The sequence below is a fragment of the Sphingobacterium sp. N143 genome, from assembly GCF_030325625.1.
Classification (GTDB): domain Bacteria; phylum Bacteroidota; class Bacteroidia; order Sphingobacteriales; family Sphingobacteriaceae; genus Sphingobacterium.
Genome location: NZ_JACAIS010000003.1, coordinates 327,244 through 346,827, shown reverse-complemented (window position 1 = coordinate 346,827; position 19,584 = coordinate 327,244). Strand labels below are relative to the sequence as shown.

Sequence of the window (19,584 nt, the reverse complement as noted above, 5' to 3'; positions counted from 1 at the left end):
ATGATAGATACTGCTGTTTTTGTTATATGTATATTGCTATAAATAATGTGATAGTAAGAATTTCTTACCATTGGAAGGGGCGCGGATTAGTTTAATAGCTGATCGACAGATTAAGGGAGAGTCAAAATGAATAAATAAAAAAAGGTTTTCAAACGGGGAGAATGAAAACCTTCAATAACCAATTATAAACCTAAATTATGATAGCACAAATATATGTGTATTTTTTACACTATGCAAATTTATTTTAAGATAAATTGATGGAAGTTAACACAGCGATTGGCTGAGGTGAGGTACAACTTTAAAGTAAATAGAAATATGGAAAATCTTGAAGTATGGATGCGGGGGCCGGTTAGCGGGATACCTGATCTGTTACAGCCTGTGGCTCATGCACTTCTTCAGGTGGAAGAAGATGCTAATAAGTATGTTCAGAACCTTGCCGTGGAGCAGTTATGGGAGAGACCGTATGGCAATGCCAGTATAGGGTTTCATCTGCAGCATATCAGTGGAGTGATTGATCGCATGTTTACTTATGCCGATGGTAAATCACTATCAGCTCAACAGTTTGATGATTTAGATAAGGAAGGACGAATAGACTACAACATAAATTCTTCTTTATTACTTGAACAACTTCATGTACAGATCGATCGGGCTCTGACCCAGCTGGCATTGATTGTCCCAAATACATTGACTGAAACCCGTTTTCTTGGAAGAAAACGTATCCCTACTACCCTGATCGGTTTGTTATTTCATGCTGCTGAACATGCGCAACGGCATATCGGGCAATTGCTCGTCACGGTACGTTGTCTTAACCATAAGTAAAGGACTAAATACCCGCTGCTGATCGTTCCGATTTTAACTTTTTACCCCATTTTCCCAATTCGTGGATAATAGGTGCCAGCTCATGACCTAAGGCTGTCAGTGTATACGTGACCCGTGGCGGAACCTCAGCGTAAACTGTGCGCTGAACCACACCGTATTCTTCCAGCTTTCGCAATTGTAAGGTCAGCATACGTTCGGTAATATGGGGAAGACACTTCTTAATCTCTCCATAGCGCAGGCTACCATTTATTAAATAACAACAAATGGCCAAACGCCATTGCCCGCCTATGATGTTTACGGCAAGTATTTCTGGACAATCGTTCTCCAGGATACGTTTATTGGCCAAATTAGTGGAATTTTCTTTGATTTTTGTCATTACATACATTTTTTATAGTACCGAACATTGGGATACTCATCCCCAAATTAAGGAATATGTGCTTATTTTTGTTACACAATAAAGTAATATACCGTAATGAAAACATTAATTATTGTCATACATCCGACTATCAAAGAATCGGTCATTAATAAAAGATGGGTTGCAGAATTTGAAAAGTATCCCGAACGTTATGAAGTCCATCAATTGTATGAAAAATATCCGGATGAAAAACTGGATGTCCTGGCAGAGCAGCGGTTGATTGAAAAATATGACAAAATTGTATTTCAATTTCCGCTTTACTGGTTCAATTGTCCTCCGCTTTTCAAAAAATGGCTGGATGAAGTTTTAAGCTATGGATGGGCGTATGGAAAATCAAGTGGCTATAAAATGGCCGGAAAGAAAATTGCATTAGCCATTTCGGTCGGCGTTGACGAACAGGAATACAGTCAAAACGGCAAATATAAATACACTTTGGATCAATTGACAAGTCCATTTGAGATTACATTTGATTACGTTAAAGCTACATACAGACCTCTTTTTGCTTTTTATGGTATCGAACGAAATGCGTCAGATGAATGGATCGAGCAAAGTGTGCCACTGTATCTTGAATTTCTGAAGCAACTTTAGTCTTTGTTTCATTTTCCTGCGTGGTCATTTAATGCTGCTTAGGAGGAATCTTTTGATGCTAGATTTGATCAACAATAGTGCTGGATGAGTAGTTTTTTGTGATCTTGAAAAATAGATAAAAAAAAGGTTTTCAAACGGGGAGAATGAAAACCTTCAATAACCAATTATAAACCTAAATTATGATGAAACAAAGATAGTGTATTTTGTACACACTTGCAATTTTTTTTTTAAAAAATAAGATCAGGTTGTGTTAAATAGTTGCACAATAGGTTATTAATTATGTTAGCTGGAAACAAGAATAAGTTGGATCATGAGGAGTGTCTCGTATGTTTAATTGGTAAATTCGTATACTTGTAATGAAGTGGGGAGGTAATCAAGCTGGGGAAGGATATATAAGAATTCCAGTATTGGGTTAATTGATTAATTTATGCAGATACTTTTGGTAGAAGACGATCGTCGTATTAGTAGCTTTGTGGTGAAAGGCCTGGAAGAAATGGGCTACCAGGTTATTCTGGTGGAGTCTGCCGAAGCAGCCAAGGATTGGATCAATACCGATTCACTTGATGTTATTATACTCGATATTATGCTTCCTGGAATAGATGGTATTCAACTGACAAAGATGATACGTTATCGGAAAAATCATATTCCGATATTGATTTTAAGTGCACTTGGTGAGGTTGAAGACAAAGTTGAAGCACTGGAAAGTGGAGCAGATGATTATTTGGTCAAACCTTTTTCCTTTAAAGAATTGGTTAGCCGTATTCGCGCTTTAGTAAGGAGGGAAAGTTATAAAGGAATCATGAATGATACCTATATTGAAATTCGTGATCTAAAAATAGATCTTGAAAAATATGAGGTATATAAGAGCGGAAAGAATGTCGACCTGTCCCCGAAAGAATTTAAACTGTTTAAGTATTTAATAGAAAACCGTAATAAAACACTGTCCCGAACAGCGATTTTACAAGCTGTCTGGGGAATTGACTTTGACAATAATACCAATGTGGTGGATGTGTATGTTTCCTATCTTCGTGGGAAGATTGATCCTGAGCATGGTGCATCTTTAATTAAGACGGTCAAAGGTGTTGGATATATGCTTAAAACAGATTGACCAATTATTTACCCATGATCATTTGCATATGAATTTAAAGATCAGGCTAACACTTTTTTCTTCATTGTTTTTTGCGATCATCTTTGGACTGGCAGCGATCGTGATCTATTGGCTGTTTTACAGGTCATCGGAGCGTTATATCATAAACTCATTGGAGAAAAATGCAAAGATAGCTGGGATTTACTATTTGGAAGCTGATGAGCAAAGCCCGATGAAACAGCAAGAGTCAAAAAAACAATATGAGAGTCTGGTCAAGAGTGCAATGGTGGCTGTCTATAATGTTGAGGGAAAAGTGCGCTATGGTGGATTAAAGGAGGATGCTGAAATTGATGAAGCCGTGCTGGACCGATTAAAACAGAGTCATACCATTTATTTTAAAACGGATGATAACTTTTACTTTGGATTGTATTATCCTGACAATCAGGGTGAATTTTTTGTTTTTGTGAAAGAATCCAATGCCAATTTTAATCATCAGTTGAACCAACTGTTGATTGCGCTTATATTAGTTTTCCTGGTTGCTTTATTGAGTATTATTTTGTTTTCTATTTGGTTGAGCAAATACGCTTACCTGCCCATACGCAATGTCATTCAGGAAATTAGAGCCAAAAATCTAAATACAATTCAGCAACCGCTTACCGTGGTGAAAAGTAGGGACGAACTGGAGGATCTGGTGGAAAGCTATAATGCATTGCTTCGAAGAATCAGTGAAAATATGATTATCCGGAAAAACTTTGTAAGTTATGTATCACACGAGTTCCGGACTCCATTGGCAGGGATCCTAGGTTCGATAGAAGTCTTTGGAACAAGAGCCAGAACCCAGGAGGAATACCAGGAATTGGCCAGTACCATTACCGATCATGTCAACTATCTGAATAATCTGATCAGTAATTTTTTGCTGCTTGCCGAAGATCATAATTTGAAAAGATCTATTGAAATCTTTCGAGTGGATGAAATTGTATGGGATCTTGTTGCTAAATTAAAAAATACTTTCGCTGTGCCCGTAAAAATCGATGTTCAGGTGGAAGATCCACTGTATTTTAACTGCAACGGAAACAAAATGCTAGTCGCATTATCAATTTCGAATTTGATAGAGAATGCATTGAAGTATGCAAATGATAAAGAAGTGATTGTACGGATGAAGACCTTGAATGGAAGACTGGCACTATATATCATTGATCATGGCATTGGTATTCCAATAGCGGAAATGGAATCGATCAAACAAACTTTTTATCGAGGTTCCAATGTTGGTGAGGTCAAGGGCAGTGGTATAGGTTTATCATTTGCACAGATTGTGTTTAAGGATCAAGGTGTGGATTTTGAGATTACTTCAGGTCTTCACGGCACAACAGTTTCATTATTGTTTCCCAAATTCTAACCGTTTTCTAACCTTTTCTAATCGAACTTTAATTTACGCTAAAGTTGCCTGTAATCTTTGTCACTTAGTTTTGTGGAAATCCAAAATAAAGTGAGAAAAATATCTATCACATTCATTCTCTTTCTAAGCCTCTGCGGAGGTCTCTCTGCACAGGAGGTAAACGAAAATCACTTGCATAAATCAGAGATAGAGCAATTGTTCCTGACGCACAATCTCCGTTTGATGGCACAACGTTTTCAGATCAAGCAGGCTGATGCCGCCATACTCCAGGCTAAATTATGGCCCAATCCAACTATTGCCATCTCGGAAGTGAATTTGTGGAAAAATCCATCCAGTGAGTCATTTCCGGCCTTGATCGGAAAGTACGGAAAATATCAGCAAGTAGCCATGGAATTGGAGCAGACCATTGAAATCGCAGGCAAAAGAAAAAAAAGAATTCAGTTTCAGCAACTGGAAAAAGAAAATGCTCAGCTCCAATTCGAAGAACTGCTTCGAAATCTTAAATATGACCTGCGCAGCCAAGTTCTTGAATTGCAGCTGCTGCAAGAAAAGGAATGCTTGTATAGTAGCCAAGTCGATGTTTTTGAAAAGCTTTCACAATCTTATCTAAATCAATGGAAAGCGGGCAATGTCAGCGAAATGGACTATTTGCGTATCCGTAGTGAAGCCAGGGCTTTTAATAATAGGTTGAACGAAATACAGCAGCAAAAGATCGCTAAAAAGAATGAAGTTGCGAGGTACCTCGGAACGGCTGGAAGAGAACTGTATGTTGTGGATTCTATTGGGACTCCAGCATTTATTCAACCAAGACCAAAAGAATGGAAGATGATGGCACTGGAAAACCGGAGTGATTATAAAATCATCCATAATGAATTCAAAAAGGGCAAAGCCCAACTTGAAATTGAAAAAGCCGGACGTATTCCCGATTTACAGGTTTCGATCAATTACGATCGCGGGGGAAATATCATGCGTGATTTTGTTGGCTTGGGGGTAGCAGTGGACCTTCCTTTATTCAATCGGAATCAAGGGAATATTAGGATTGCAAGCCTGGAGCTTGAAAAAAATAAAGTGGAGATGGAGCAATTTCGTCTGGACATTGTACGGGAGGTTGACTTTCTCACCTCCCGTTTAGTTCATCTGGAATCCAGTCTGAAATCCGGAGATACTGAATTTGATCACAAATTGGATGTCGCGCTTGAACGTTATGTGCGGAATTTTCAACAGCGAAGACTTACCCTAGTTGAGTTTATAGATTTTATTAATAATTATATGGAAAACAAAGAGGCAATATTGGAACGGAAAACAAAATATTTGCAATATAAGGAAGAACTTATCTATTTAATCGGAAAGGATATTGCCTAATGCAAACTATTATTTATATATCATTAGCATTTTTATCTGCTGGTTTATTGGTGGGATGTCAATCTCCCAAAGAGAATGAAAAGCAACATGTTGAAAAACAGGGGTATTGTATACATACTGATTTCAAACGGCATATTCAAATGGAGACTATTCAACAGCGGGATGTTGCTGAGCAGATTGCTCTAAATGGATCAATTCAATATAATCAGGATGAATTGGCCGTATTAAAAAGTCCGGTACAAGGGATTGTACAATCTGTGGCAGTTAATATGGGTGATTATGTCAAAAAAGGTCAGGTTCTGATAGCATTGAAAGGGACATCAGTCAATGACCTGGGAAAAGAGCTTCGTGAATTGGAAAATAATAAGCGACTGATCGATCGTAAACTAATTGCACAGCGTAATCTTTTTAAGGATGGCATGGTTTCCCAGCGTGAACTGGAAGAAATGGAAAGTGAATGGAGGGCGGTAGAGATTGGTATTCAACATACCAGATCGAAGATGAAATTGTTGAATGGTTCTTCCGAAGATGGAACTTTTTATATACGGGCACCAAAAGCAGGGTATATTGTAGATAAAAAGATAAGTCCAGGCATGACGGTCGATGACAATGCTGACTTGTTGTCTGTAAGTAATTTGAATGAAGTATGGGCAGCAGTTAATATCTATGCTAATAACCTACCATTTGTAAAAAATGGTGCCCGGGTCAAGATAACGACACTAGCCTATAAAGGGGAGTATTTTGAAGGTCAAATCGATCAGATTGCCAATTTCTTTGATCCTGAAGAACGGGTTGTCAAAGCCCGGGTGAAGCTGCTGAATAATGATTTGAGATTGAAGCCCGGAATGAGCGTGGATGTGTTGGTCGAAAAAGAAATCGCTAATCAGGGTCAACGGATGTTGGCAATTCCCAAAAGTGCTATCATTTTACACAACAATCAAAACTATGTGGTTATCTACAGCAGTGATTGCGACATGTCGGTCAAACCGGTTGATATTGTTGCCGAGAATGAAACTTACGCATTCATTCAGCAAGGGGTACAAGAGGGAGACCGTGTACTGACAGAAAATGAGTTGATTGTATTTGATGAACTGATGAACAGATAGCATGAAGAAAATTGTACAGAATATTGTTTCATTTTCATTGAAACACTCTTTAGTAGTGCTGTTTTTTACGGCAGCTTTGCTATTGGGAGGAATATATGCTTATATACATACTCCGATAGAAGCTTTTCCGGATGTGACCAATACACGTGTTCGCATCATTACGCAGTGGCCAGGCCGCAGTGCAGAGGAAATTGAGAAGTTTGTAACACTGCCGGTAACCAAGGAAGTGAATACCATTCCGAAAAAAACAGATGTAAGGTCCATTTCATTGTTTGGTCTATCGGTAGTAACCATTCAGTTTGAAGATGATGTAACAGATTTTTATGCTCAGCAATATGCTGGCAATAAGATGCGTGCTATAGAGCTTCCGGAAGGTGCAGAAAGCGCTATAGAGCCACCTTCGGGGGCAACGGGAGAGATTTTTCGGTATGTGGTAAAGAGCAAACGTCCCATTAAAGAAGTTTCCGCCATTCAGGATTGGGTGATCGAACGGGAGCTGGTAGGGGTGCCAGGTGTGGCTGATGTGGTGAGTTTTGGTGGAGAAGAAAAAATCTATGAAATAAAGATTAATCCTACAGAGCTGGCAAACTATAACCTTTCACCTTTGGATGTCTATGAGGCGGTTTCGCGTTCCAATATTAATGTTGGCGGAGATGTTATCCAGAAAGGAAATCAGGCTTATGTGGTTCGTGGTGTAGGCTTACTGGATAAAATAGAGGATATCGGAAATATCCTGATCAAAGTTGTTGGGAATACGCCCATCTTGGTAAAGCATGTGGCCGAGATAGAATTGGGAGCCAAACCCCGGCTGGGACAGGTCGGGTTAAATGCGGAGGACGACCTTGTACAGGGCATCGTCATCATGTTAAGAGGAGAAAATCCATCAGCAGTGGTGACACATTTAAAGGAGAAGATTCAAGAACTTAATCAACGTATTCTTCCTGAAGATGTTAGGATAGAACCTGTCATTGACCGCACAAAATTGGTTAATAATACCGTGCATACCGTATCCAAAAATCTGATTGAAGGAGTCTTGTTGGTTTCCATCATTGTATTTATCTTTTTAAACAATTGGAAAACGACCTTTATCGTAGCTTCTGTGATTCCATTGGCATTTTTGTTTGCGATAATCCTCTTAAAAATACAAGGATTGCCAGCCAATCTGATATCGATGGGAGCATTGGATTTTGGTTTGTTATTGGAGGGGACGCTGGTGATCGTGGAAACCGTTTTTGTGTCCCTGGAAAAAGAAGCCCACCGACTTGGAACAAATCGCTTTAATAAGATTTCAAAATTGGGTATTATCAAGAAAAGTGCGGGATCGGTGGCTGGATATATTTTCTTTGCATTGTTGATCTTAATCGTTGCACTTACACCTATTTTTTCTTTTCAGAAGGTTGAGGGTAAAATGTTTTCTCCTTTGGCTTTTACGCTTGGGTATGCCTTATTGGGGTCATTGGTGCTAAGCTTGACTTATGTGCCAGCCATGTGTAAATATCTACTGAAAAAGAATATCAAGGAGGATGAAAATAAGATTACCAAAGTAAGTCGGAATGTCATATTTAGCGGTTTCAAGAAAGCTTTTGACCATCCAAAATGGACCTTATCCATCTTTGTGTTGACTTTAGTGGTCTGTATGGTTCGATTTAGCTATTATGGTTCAGAATTTCTTCCCAAGCTTAATGAGGGGGCTATCTATGTCCGTGCCACTTTACCAAATAGTGTTAACCTGGAAGAGTCCGTTAAACTGACCAAAAGCATGAAAAAGAAGTTGCTGAGTCAATTTGATGAAATCGATTTTATTATGACACAGACTGGAAGACCCAATGACGGTACAGATCCAACTGGTTTTTTTAACATAGAGTTTAACATTGAGCTGAAACCTGCAAGCGTATGGAAAAGGAATATTACAAAGGAAGAATTGACAAGTCAGATGCGGGATAGTCTGCGAACCTTCCCGGGAATCAACTTTGGCTTTAGTCAGCCGATTCAAGATAACGTGGAAGAATATGTTGCGGGAGTCAAAAGCCCTTTGGTCATTAAAATTTTTGGTGAGGATCTACAGGATCTGGAGAATAAGGCCAATCAGTTTGCGGAATCACTTAAGCGGGTTGCAGGAATTGCCGATGTCAACGTCTTTAAAAATATAGGATTGCCTGAACTGCGGATTCAGTTGCATGATTCCAAGATGGCAAAATATGGAGTCTCGACCAAAGATGTACAATCGGTCATCGAGATGACCATAGGGGGGCAGTCAGTCACTCAATTTTATGAAAATGAACGCATATTTGATGTACGCCTGCGTTTTCAAAAATCGTATCGTGATAGCCCGGAGAAGATCGGAAATATTATTATACCAACAATGAATGATCAAAAGGTACCTTTGCGGGAAATCGCGACCATTGATTATCATACCGGACCGGCTTTTATCTATAGGGAAGGTAATTCACGTTATATTGGCGTAGGTTTTAATATTGAAGGACGGGATCTAGGCAGTACAATTGCAGACGCAAAAAAACAAATCAAACAGGATGTGAAATTACCCAAATCCTATAAAGTGGTCTGGGCCGGCGAATTTGAAAGTAAAGAACGCGCAACAAAACAGTTGATAAAGGTGGTCCCTATATCGCTTATTTTGATCCTGCTTTTACTGTATGCTAATTTTGGCAATGTAAAAGATACCCTGATTTCGTCATTGACGCTTGCCTTTGCTTTTATAGGTGGATTTGTGTCGTTATGGCTGACAGGGACTACCTTTGGAATTTCTGCTGGTATAGGTTTTATTATTTTATTCGGTGTAGCTACAATCGATGGAATTGTCCTGATCGGGATCATGAAAGAAAACCTACTGCATAAGATGGACCTTAAACCAGCTATTTATGAAGCAGTCAGGAGCAGGATCAGGCCGATTTTAATGATTGCTTTAATGGGGGCCATGGGGTTATTGCCGGCAGCACTTTCAAATGGAATGGGGTCAGAAATCCAAAAACCATTGGCTATTATGATTGTTGGTGGATTGATTATCTGTATGATTCTTTCTTTTTCCATCCTGCCAATTGTTTTTTACTGCTGTTATAGGAAGGATTATAAGGTTTAGTTTGCCCATATTCTAATTACTATATACAACAAAAAGGTTGCCTGTTAATAATACAGGGCAACCTTTGTTGTTTTCAACGCGTTAGTCTTTTATGCTGTTATATGGGGCAGGAGATAAAACAATCGTTTCTACCTGCGATGGAATTGTATAGGTGGCGGATGGATTAGCATCATAGCCAACGACCTTGTAAGGGTTTTTAGCATCAATGCTGAGCTTGAAAGCAGCTGCCTGCAAAGGGGACCGATCAAAATATAAACGTATTGACCGGTTGGTTTTGTTGTAGCTGAGGCGGTCGAGCTGTCCGGCTTCCAGTGTGATCCAAAGTTTCTCTTCCGCTAAATATACGCGGGATTTTCCGGCGGTCTTGATTTTGACAGAGATATTGTTTTGGTCCTCAGTAAGTGTACCACTAAATGCTAACCAACCAAATTCTGGATGCTTATAAATATAGGTGCCCGAGTTGATCGCATAACCATAAAAACCACAGCCATAGTCGCCAGTCATTCCATCGATGGTTAAAGTTGCTGGGTAAGAATGGAAGGCGGCCGGACCGAATCCTTCTGCCGTGACATTGGCAAGTGCTCCCATCATAGCAGCATGGCCCACACGAAGAAGGTAAAAATCATCTGGATGATCTCTATAATCGGTTAATAATGGAATAGCGTTGAGTGCAGAACCATAATGGTGCAACTGTCGTTCGATGCGGGATAGCTTTCCACCATAAACAAAATCCCAGTAACGTCTGGCACTTCCATTGTATCCCCAATGAGGTAAGACAGGAGTATAAGCAAGGATGGCATTCAAGGTAACCAGTGCTTTATCGTCAAAACCAAAAAATTTGGACCAGAGGTATACTTCTTCCTGCCCCGTTGAGTCCCATGGCATTTCGCTGCCAAAAGGATAGGGAAGACCCCTCCAGTGTTCCGCTCGTTTTCGCATGGCAGCTTCCAGGCGATTGGCATGATCCGAAAAGCCCTCTTTTCTGAGATCATTGAGCAGGATGAGAAAAATGCTCCCTTCCATCTGACCAAATTGGGCATAATATGGAGCTTTCTCCACCATAGCCATTGTAGTCTCAAAAGCGCGATCCAAATAAGTCCTCCAGGTTTCATCGGGGACTAAAGTTGGATAATTTTTGGCCAGGCAATAAAAGACCCAATGTGCTGCAGCGACATGTGGATAATTATAGGATCTCCCTAAGTCCATCGCTTCTTTTTTTGGCCAAGCCGCCCAGGTTTTAAAATTGATAGTGTCAACATAGGTTCCCATAGGCATGCTGTCTGGCTCATAGTAGAATAGACTTTTGACTACTCCATATTTATCTTTCCCGGAAGCTAATTGTATTTTTCCAAAGAGAGTTTCCTTCATAAATAGCCTGATCTTTTCAATTTCCTGTGGGTCAGGGATAAGGATCTGCTTCATAAGGGCAGCGAGCCAGCTTGCGGCCCCAGCCTCATCACTTAAGCCTGCAAACCATGCCCGTTGTTCCTGTTTGACCAGTTGTTGTGTTTCATTGTCGTAGGTCATGATGGAGGGAGCACGGCCAAATGGATCATTCCGCTCGTTAAACCATTGCTTGTTTGTTAGAAAATGTCCCAAATCTTTTACCACCTCTACTTCGGATTTGATCACTTTGTAATGAACGGTCTGCTGTAATCCATCACTGTAATGGATTGTTAACCGTGCCCGGCCCCAATGTTGACCGGTAAGTTCATAAGCCATCCATCCGTTCTTGGTGGGGGACATTTTTTTTAGGCTGAGTGCATTTGCAGGAGAGACGGTAATTTTTGAAATTGCTTTATGATAATGTATAAATAGTTTTGCTGGAGCATCCATCGGAACAATATAACCTGGAGCTCCAATGGCAACAGGTTTATGCTGCTGTATAAGCACATCTTCTTTTGCTTTAATGGAAGGAGCGAGTACAAAGCGGAAGCCAATGGATTTCGAGGCACCTGGCTTTAAAAGGGTAGAGGTTGGAATGTTCCAAGGAACGGCATTCTGCCAGGCAGTTTGGGCGGTAGCTTTACTATGTATCATCCATTCGTGGAATCCTTCAAAAGTTATACTTCGAGGGGTAGGGTCGTCATTTAGCGGGTTGTAAGCCTCGAAACCAGTTCCTTCCAATGGGAGAATCAAAAGGCTTGGCCCCAAACCATGCAATCTGTTTACTTGAAGATAACCAGCATCACAACCTATATAGGGATCAAAAAAAACATTATCATGATGTGCTGAATCCAGACTCTTGGCGTCCATATGATTGTTGAATATCATCGGCACACCGAGATCTCCGATCTCATAGGTTTTATGCGTCGTGTTTTTGATCTCAAATCGCAAGACAAGATCTCCATTATGGTTTTCCCATGTACGGATGACTTGCAATGGAATACCATCCAATGTATTTGAAAGATCCGCTTTTGCCAGCTGAGTGTTAAATGTGGTTAGAGGAGATACAGGTTGACGATGTTTCGCGGAAGAGTAAAAATGCCATTGGTCATTGTCGCTTTGCCGAACAGCAAGGTTAATATCGCCTAAATGATAAAAACTGTTACGGTCACGTTTGGGAAGTAACTCATCTGGAGTAAAGTCAAAAACAGAATCATCATGGAGCTTCAATCCTGACACGGTCTGCGATGTTTTTAATAAAGTAAGTGCTAAGCTTTGAAGTGTAAAACTTTCAGACCCCTTATCAATACCTAGTGTTGCCGGTTGTTTCTCTATTTTTTCCCAAAAAGACTGTTGCCCATAACAGGAGGTTGAAAAGAGAAAATAGAGGAAATGGGACCCGAGAATTAGATATAACTGTTTGCTTCTCATGAAATATTTTTTGTTAGTCTTATAATAAATGTTGAAATTACATTTAAGTTTTGATAATATAGATTGCATTTTAACAGATATTCACCTTATTTTGTTCGTTGACATGCTGACAATACGATGTTGATGGATCAGAATTGATAATACAACTAAATATCCATGTATAAACCTCTTGAAGTGAAAAGGTCAAAATCAGGTTAGTCTTGATTAATTCACGAGAAGATCAGAACGGTGATTCCAAATAGATTTGTGATAAAGAAATATAAAAATTAATATAACTATGGCACAATTAAATTGGAAGGGAATTTATCCAGCAATGTTATCTCCGTTTGATGAAGAAGGGAATCTGGATTTTGAGATGTTTGGTAAAAATATTGAAGCGCAGCTGAATGCAGGTGTTCACGGTCTAATTATCGCTGGATCACTGGGTGAGGCAAGCGTCTTGAGTAATGACGAGAAATACGAATTATTGAAATACGCGCTTAAACTGGTAAATGGTCGTATCCCTGTGCTGCTCAATATTGCGGAGAATACAACTGTTGCAGCAATAGCAGTGGCACAAATGACAGAAAAACTCGGTGGAGATGGTCTGATGTTATTGCCGCCAATGCGTTATCGTGCTGATGACAGGGAGGCAGTGGCTTATTTTCGTGCTGTTGCACAAAGTACAAAATTGCCCATTTTGATCTATAACAATCCTGTGGATTATGGTACTTATGTCTCTGTGGATATGTTTGAGGAACTGTTGTTAGAGCCTAATATTCAAGCGGTGAAAGAATCCACCCGAGACTTAACCAATGTGACACGTTTAAGAAACCGTTTTGCTGACCGATTAAAGATTCTAGGCGGAGTGGATACGATCTGTTTAGAGTCTTTAATGCTGGGGGCTGATGGCCTTGTTGCCGGGTTGGTAGATGCATTCCCAAAAGAAACGGTAGCGATGTATGACCTTGTCAATAAGGGTGAATATGAGAAAGCTATAGCGATATACCGTTGGTTTATGCCGTTGCTGGAGCTGGACATCCATCCAAAGTTGGTACAATATATTAAGCTGGCTGCCACGGCGGAGGGGATTTCTACGCCATATACACGCGCTCCGCGTTTGCCATTGATTGGAGAAGAGGAGCAGCGAATTAAAAAGATTATTGCTGATGCGATAGCGAGCAGACCACAATTATAGAAAATCAAGTTGTCTTTTAAACAGTCATCAAACATATGGCTGTTTATTAAGTATCATATATAGTAGTGTGGACGATTAAAAAATTGATTACGGAAGTAAGCGATTTAGATGACCATAGTAAAATAAACATTATGATTTGGAATAAAAATGAGATTGATCGTGTCGTACAGCTGGCTGAAGCCGGATTTCAGTTTATGCAACAATGTAATGTTGACCAACGTGCAAAACTAATGTATGCCATTGCTGCAGAAATAGAGTCCCTTGGTGACGTTTTGATTGAAACAGCACATGTAGAGACAGCTTTACCTATAGGTCGGCTTCAAGGTGAAAAAGTAAGAACGGTCAATCAGTGGCGTAAGTATGCTGATGCGGTTGGGACAGGTATTTACAGTGAAGCAAGAATTGACCAGGATCCCAATGGACAGTTTGATCTGCGCAAATATAATAAGGGACTTGGTCCTGTAGTGGTCTTTGGGGCAAGCAACTTTCCTTTTGCTTTTTCGACTGCTGGGGGGGATACTGCAAGTGCCATTGGAGCAGGATGTTCAGTCATCATAAAGGCCCACCCTGCACATGTCAAAACATCACAATTGATGGCAGATGCCATTGATCGGGGGCTTGCCAAATTTGGAGCGCCGGCAGGTGTCTTTAACCACATCGTAGCAGATGCAATGGCTACAGGGCAGCAATTGGTGCAGCATCCTTTGGTCAAAGCTGTGGCATTCACAGGTTCCTTTAAAGGCGGTAAATCATTATATGATTTAGGACAGTCACGTCCGGATCCCATTCCAGTATTTGCAGAGATGGGGAGTATAAACCCGGTATTCGTATTGCCTGATTATCTCAATAATCAGGTGGATGGATTTGCCAAACAGTATATCGGGTCACTGGCATTGGGTGTGGGGCAGTTCTGCACCAATCCTGGCGTATTGATTGGTCTTGCTGGAGAAAAATTGGAACTACTCAAAGCTCATTTGAAAAAGGAATTGGCCACAATCTCTGCAGGCACCATGTTGCACCCGGGAATATTGGAAAATTATGATCGATTGACGGCGGAGATGAAGAGACATGATGGGGTAAAACTGCTTGCTGTGGGGGGAAATGAGATGCAAGGCGGAATGGCGCAGGCCATGCTAGTGGAAACAGACGCTGCGCAGGTTTTAGCGGATCCAACTCTCCTGGAGGAAGTCTTCGGACCTTTCGGCTTGATCATTACCTGTAGTGACGAAGATGAAATGCGAACTATAATGGAGAGCTTGAACGGTCAAATTACGCTGACTTTCGCGGCATCGGAAAATGACATCCGAAAATATAAAGAACTTTTTGTCCTGGCGCAGGACAAATGTGGAAGGCTCTTGTTTCAGGGCATGCCAACAGGCGTGGAAGTACAATATGCAATGCAGCATGGGGGACCGTTTCCAGCAAGCACGGATGCACGCTTTACATCCGTTGGGCCCGATGCCGTGAAGCGTTTTCTGAAACCGATCAGTTTTCAAAATTGGCCTAATGAATTCTTGCCGATGGAGCTGCAAGATGAAAATCCACTTCATATAAACAGATTGGTCAATCAGCAATGGACCAAAGAATAATAATGATGAGCTATCAACGATGAAGAAAACTTTTTTTTGTATTGATTCGCATACTTGCGGATGTCCGGTAAGATTGGTTGCAGGTGGTGCTCCGCTTTTGCAAGGTGATTCAATGATGGAGCGAAGGCTACATTTTATGCGGGATTATGATTGGATTCGAAAAGGACTGATGTTTGAGCCTCGAGGACATGATATGATGAGTGGCAGCATGCTTTATCCAGCGGTCGACCCGGAAAATGATATTGGCGTTCTTTATATTGAAACGAGTGGTTGTCTGCCCATGTGTGGGCACGGTACCATCGGTACGGTGACGATTGCTATAGAAGAGGGGCTGGTTACACCCAAAGTACCGGGTAAATTAAGATTGGAAACACCGGCAGGGCTTGTACATATTGACTATGAGCAGAAAGGCCAGAAAGTCACCAGTGTAAAACTGACCAATGTAAAATCTTTCTTATATGCTGAAGGATTAACGGTTGACTGCCCGGACCTGGGTATGATCACGGTGGATGTGGCTTATGGTGGGAACTTTTATGGAATCATCGATCCACAGGCTAATTTTAAAGATATCAGCACATATTCTGCCAGTCAGTTGATCCATTATGGCAAAATAATCCGTCAGCTGCTTAATGAAAAATACTCTTTTGTGCATCCCGAAGATTCTCATATTTATGGACTCAGCCATATTCAATGGACAGGGACCCCAGTCCATACAAGCTCCTCCGCAAGAAATGCGGTTCTCGTGGGAGAGAATGCATTGGACCGTTCTCCTTGTGGGACAGGTACTTCTGCACGTATGGCCCAGTGGTATGCCAAAGGTAAACTTAAAAAAGGAACAGCGTTCGTGCATGAAAGTTATATCGGATCACAGTTTATTGGTAAAATTGAAGCGGAGACTACTGTAGCTGGAAAACCAGCTATTATTCCCTCGGTGGAAGGCTGGGCAAGAATAACAGGGTACAATACCATTTTCTTAGATGATGAAGACCCATATTTTGGCGGTTTTCAGGTAATTTGAGAAAGCATTCGGATAATCGTAAATTAACACTAGACAATAACAAGGTGAAAGAAAATAATAGTGGTACAGTGGTGGTCATTGGTGCTGGAATAGCTGGATTGGCATCAGCTTATTATTTGGTCAGAGATGGTTGGAAAGTAAAGATTCTGGAAAAAAATAGGGGGGATAACAACTGTTCTTATGGGAATGCGGGCATGATAGTTCCAAGCCATTTTACCCCATTGGCGGCTCCAGGTATGGTGGCACAGGGGATTAAATGGATGTTTAACAGGAAAAGCCCTTTCTATGTACGTCCTTCTTTAAACCCTAGATTAATGAGTTGGGGGCTGAAATTTCTAAAGCATGCCAATCGAGCGCATGTGGATAAACATGCCTGTGCTATTCGTGACTTAAACTTATACAGCAGTGGATTGTATAACGCTTTGGCTGCGGAGGATGATTTTGATTTTGAACTCAAGCAAAATGGTATATTGATGATGTACAAGTCTAGCGAGGTACAACACGAAGAAATTGAACTTGCCCATCACGCACAGGAGTTGGGGCTGGATGTTGATATATTGAATGGAAATGAAGTTCAGGAACTGGAACCAAATCTCAAATTGGATATTCTGGGTGCAGTACTGTATCGTTGTGACGGGAAAATATATCCACCTAAATTGATGCAGCAGCTTATTGGGTACCTCAAGATGAAAGGTGTGGAGTTTCATATGGAGACAGAAGTCAATAAATTTACAGTGGCTGGTAACACCATTAAAGCGGCAATAAGTAATAGAGGGAGTTTTGAAGCAGATGCCTTTGTATTGACAGGTGGAGCTTATTTGCCTCAACTGGCGGCTAAACTGGATATCAATATACCATTGATGCCAGGTAAGGGGTATTCCTTTATGTATGATCCTATGGTGGAAAACAACATGAACCATGCAGCATTATTACTTGAAGCACGTGTTGCTGTCACACCAATGAATGGCCAGATTCGATTCAGCGGTACGATGGAACTTGGACCGGCTAATGATAAAATTTATGAAAATAGGGTAAAGGGTATTGTGGAAGCTATCCCGAAGTATTATCCTGAATTAAAAGTAGATTATCCAAAAGATAACATATGGTATGGTTATAGACCCTGTTCACCTGATGGATTGCCTTATCTGGGCGGGTTGAAAAGATACGGAAACGCAGTTGTGGCAGGTGGCGGTGGAATGATGGGATTAAGTCTTGGCCCTGCTTATGGAAAGATAGTTTCAGATCTTTTGTCCAGGAGACCCATAGAATCGGATATCATAGGCTTTAAGCCAGACCGCTTTGACGGTTGACAGTTTTTTTCAACCAAATTTACCATATGATGAACCTAATCTCGCTGACAGCACGCACAAAAGTACGCTGCATGGTGCTGTTTTTTATCCTACCTTTTTCTATGCAAGCACAAGAAAACAATTTGTATCATCATACCACGCCAATAGAACCGTATATTGTTCGGTACGGCCATGACGTGGAGGCTATTAATTATTTTTATGGCCCAATGCCCAAAGACTGGGGCAGTCAAGATGCAGCCCTTTCTCCGGAACAAATGGAACGGCTGCAGCGACTGAACAACGAATATTTAGCTGTACTGGATAAATTTCCTTATGAAGAATTAGACCCATCAGGTCGGGCTGATTTTATTTTGTTAAAACGGAAACTGAAAAGCAGCCTTACTGATCTAAAAGAAAATAGCTTACAATATAAAAGATTAGTGACCTATTTACCTTTTGCGGAACAGATTTTTGCACTTGAAAAGCAACGGCGAAGAGGAAAAAAATTAGCTGGAGAAGAAGTTGCTCATGAACTGACCTTAGTTGCAGCCCAAATTGATCGGGCTATAGCTGGTCTGTCTTCGAAACCTGTTATTCCATATGCTGATGTAAACTTTCTGACAGGGCTGTTGGTTTCGTTGGATCTCCGGCTCTGCAGCACCTTTGACTTTTATCATGGATATGATCCTGATTTTACATGGTGGGTGCCGTCAATTTTTCAACAGGTCAAAAATAAGTTGTCTGATTATAAGGAGAAGCTTATACTCAAAAGTGACTGGAAGGTCTTTGATGATGGTAGTCAAATTGGGGGAATACCTATTGGTGAAGAAAAACTCAATCAAAAATTAAAAGCAGAGATGATCAGTTATTCGGCTACAGATTTACTCAGACTGGCTGAACAGGAATTTACATGGTGTGAAGCTGAACTCTTGAAAGCAAGTGAGGAAATGGGGTATGGTATGGACTGGAAAGCTGCGCAGGAAAAAGTTAAGAATACTTATGTGCCTCTGGGGAGACAGCCTGAACTCATTATGAAGTTATACAATGAGGCCCAGCAATTTATTAAGGAACATGAGCTTATGGATATTCCTGAGCTGGCCGATGAAACTTGGGGCATGATCATGATGACACCTGAACGGCAGTTGGTTAACCCTTTTTTTACCGGAGGCCGTGAAATCAGTATTTCCTACCCAACGAATACGATGGATCAAGAAGCAAAATTGATGAGTATGCGGGGGAATAACCCTTATTTTTCTAGAGGAACGGTTCAGCATGAATTGATTCCAGGACATCATTTGCAGTATTTTATGAACAGGCGTTATAAGCCTTATCGTGAAACTACATTTAACACGCCTTTTTGGACTGAAGGATGGACACTTTATTGGGAGCTGCTGTTATATAACCAAGGTTTTGCGAAAACACCTGAAGAGCGCATAGGCATGTTATTCTGGCGTATGCATCGTTGTGCACGGATTACTTTCAGTATTAAATTTCATTTGGGAGAATGGACTCCCCAACAATGCATCAATTATTTAGTCGATCGGGTCGGCTTTGAGCGGACCAATGCGCATGGTGAAGTGAAACGTTCGTTTGAAGGAAGCTATGACCCTTTATATCAACTTGCATATCTCGTCGGCGGCCTGCAATTGCTGCGCATTAAGGAGGAGATGGTAGACCAGGGACTGATGTCATATCGTGAATTTCATGAACGTGTAATTCGTGAAAATTATCTCCCCATGGAGCTATTGAGGGCTATTCTGAAAGGGGATAGGCTACCACAGGATTATGAAACGAACTGGAAGTTTTATCATTTCAAAAATTAAA

Annotated in this window: 14 protein-coding genes; 12 read left to right on the top strand and 2 right to left on the bottom strand. The window is 40.8% G+C overall.

Annotated elements, in window-relative coordinates; all coding sequences use genetic code 11:
• The first annotated feature begins 315 nt into the window (after positions 1–315).
• On the top strand, positions 316–819 hold the full coding sequence (locus tag HX021_RS07650) for a DinB family protein (protein WP_286589560.1): 504 nt from the start codon (positions 316–318) through the stop codon (positions 817–819).
• Positions 820–823: 4 nt separating this feature from the next.
• On the opposite strand, the gene HX021_RS07645 is transcribed toward HX021_RS07650, so the two are convergent.
• Positions 824–1,195 carry a winged helix-turn-helix transcriptional regulator gene (locus HX021_RS07645; protein ID WP_286589559.1) on the bottom strand — a complete coding sequence of 124 codons (372 nt, stop codon included), beginning with the start codon at positions 1,193–1,195 and terminating at the stop codon, positions 824–826.
• 96 nt (positions 1,196–1,291) lie between these two features.
• On the opposite strand from HX021_RS07645, the gene HX021_RS07640 reads away from it, so the two are divergent.
• The 6 genes from HX021_RS07640 to HX021_RS07615 all read left to right on the top strand — a co-directional run bounded on the left by HX021_RS07640 (position 1,292) and on the right by HX021_RS07615 (position 9,870).
• Positions 1,292–1,822 carry an NAD(P)H-dependent oxidoreductase gene (locus HX021_RS07640; RefSeq protein ID WP_286589558.1) on the top strand — a complete coding sequence of 177 codons (531 nt, stop codon included), beginning with the start codon at positions 1,292–1,294 and terminating at the stop codon, positions 1,820–1,822.
• Between the two features lie 427 nt (positions 1,823–2,249).
• Positions 2,250–2,930 carry a response regulator transcription factor gene (locus HX021_RS07635; RefSeq protein ID WP_286589557.1) on the top strand — a complete coding sequence of 227 codons (681 nt, stop codon included), beginning with the start codon at positions 2,250–2,252 and terminating at the stop codon, positions 2,928–2,930.
• A gap of 28 nt (positions 2,931–2,958) precedes the next feature.
• Complete coding sequence (locus tag HX021_RS07630; protein ID WP_286589556.1) at positions 2,959–4,305, top strand: sensor histidine kinase; 1,347 nt, start codon at positions 2,959–2,961, stop codon at positions 4,303–4,305.
• A gap of 90 nt (positions 4,306–4,395) precedes the next feature.
• The gene (locus HX021_RS07625) at positions 4,396–5,667 is read left to right on the top strand and encodes a TolC family protein (protein ID WP_286589555.1); all 1,272 of its coding nucleotides are present in this window, start codon (positions 4,396–4,398) and stop codon (positions 5,665–5,667) included.
• Entirely contained in the window at positions 5,667–6,773 is a 1,107-nt protein-coding gene (locus HX021_RS07620) for an efflux RND transporter periplasmic adaptor subunit (RefSeq protein WP_286589554.1), read from the top strand. The genes HX021_RS07625 and HX021_RS07620 overlap by 1 nt, the downstream gene beginning before the upstream one ends.
• Before the next feature lies 1 nt (position 6,774).
• Positions 6,775–9,870 (top strand): efflux RND transporter permease subunit, encoded by a 3,096-nt coding sequence (locus tag HX021_RS07615; RefSeq protein ID WP_286589553.1) that lies wholly within the window; start codon positions 6,775–6,777, stop codon positions 9,868–9,870.
• Positions 9,871–9,951: 81 nt separating this feature from the next.
• Here the strand turns inward: HX021_RS07615 and HX021_RS07610 are convergent, their stop codons facing one another.
• On the bottom strand, positions 9,952–12,687 hold the full coding sequence (locus HX021_RS07610; RefSeq protein ID WP_286589552.1) for a DUF5695 domain-containing protein: 2,736 nt from the start codon (positions 12,685–12,687) through the stop codon (positions 9,952–9,954).
• A 277-nt stretch (positions 12,688–12,964) separates the two neighbouring features.
• On the opposite strand from HX021_RS07610, the gene HX021_RS07605 reads away from it, so the two are divergent.
• The 5 genes from HX021_RS07605 (at position 12,965) to HX021_RS07585 (ending at position 19,583) form a co-directional block, all read left to right on the top strand.
• The gene (locus HX021_RS07605) at positions 12,965–13,864 is read left to right on the top strand and encodes a dihydrodipicolinate synthase family protein (RefSeq protein ID WP_286589551.1); all 900 of its coding nucleotides are present in this window, start codon (positions 12,965–12,967) and stop codon (positions 13,862–13,864) included.
• A 131-nt stretch (positions 13,865–13,995) separates the two neighbouring features.
• Entirely contained in the window at positions 13,996–15,453 is a 1,458-nt protein-coding gene (locus HX021_RS07600) for an aldehyde dehydrogenase (NADP(+)) (protein WP_286589550.1), read from the top strand.
• 19 nt (positions 15,454–15,472) lie between these two features.
• Entirely contained in the window at positions 15,473–16,471 is a 999-nt protein-coding gene (locus HX021_RS07595) for a 4-hydroxyproline epimerase (protein ID WP_286589549.1), read from the top strand.
• 44 nt (positions 16,472–16,515) lie between these two features.
• Positions 16,516–17,781, top strand: coding sequence for an NAD(P)/FAD-dependent oxidoreductase (locus tag HX021_RS07590; protein WP_286589548.1), 1,266 nt, complete (start codon positions 16,516–16,518; stop codon positions 17,779–17,781).
• A 26-nt stretch (positions 17,782–17,807) separates the two neighbouring features.
• The gene (locus HX021_RS07585; protein WP_286589547.1) at positions 17,808–19,583 is read left to right on the top strand and encodes a DUF885 family protein; all 1,776 of its coding nucleotides are present in this window, start codon (positions 17,808–17,810) and stop codon (positions 19,581–19,583) included.
• Position 19,584: the final 1 nt, after the last annotated feature.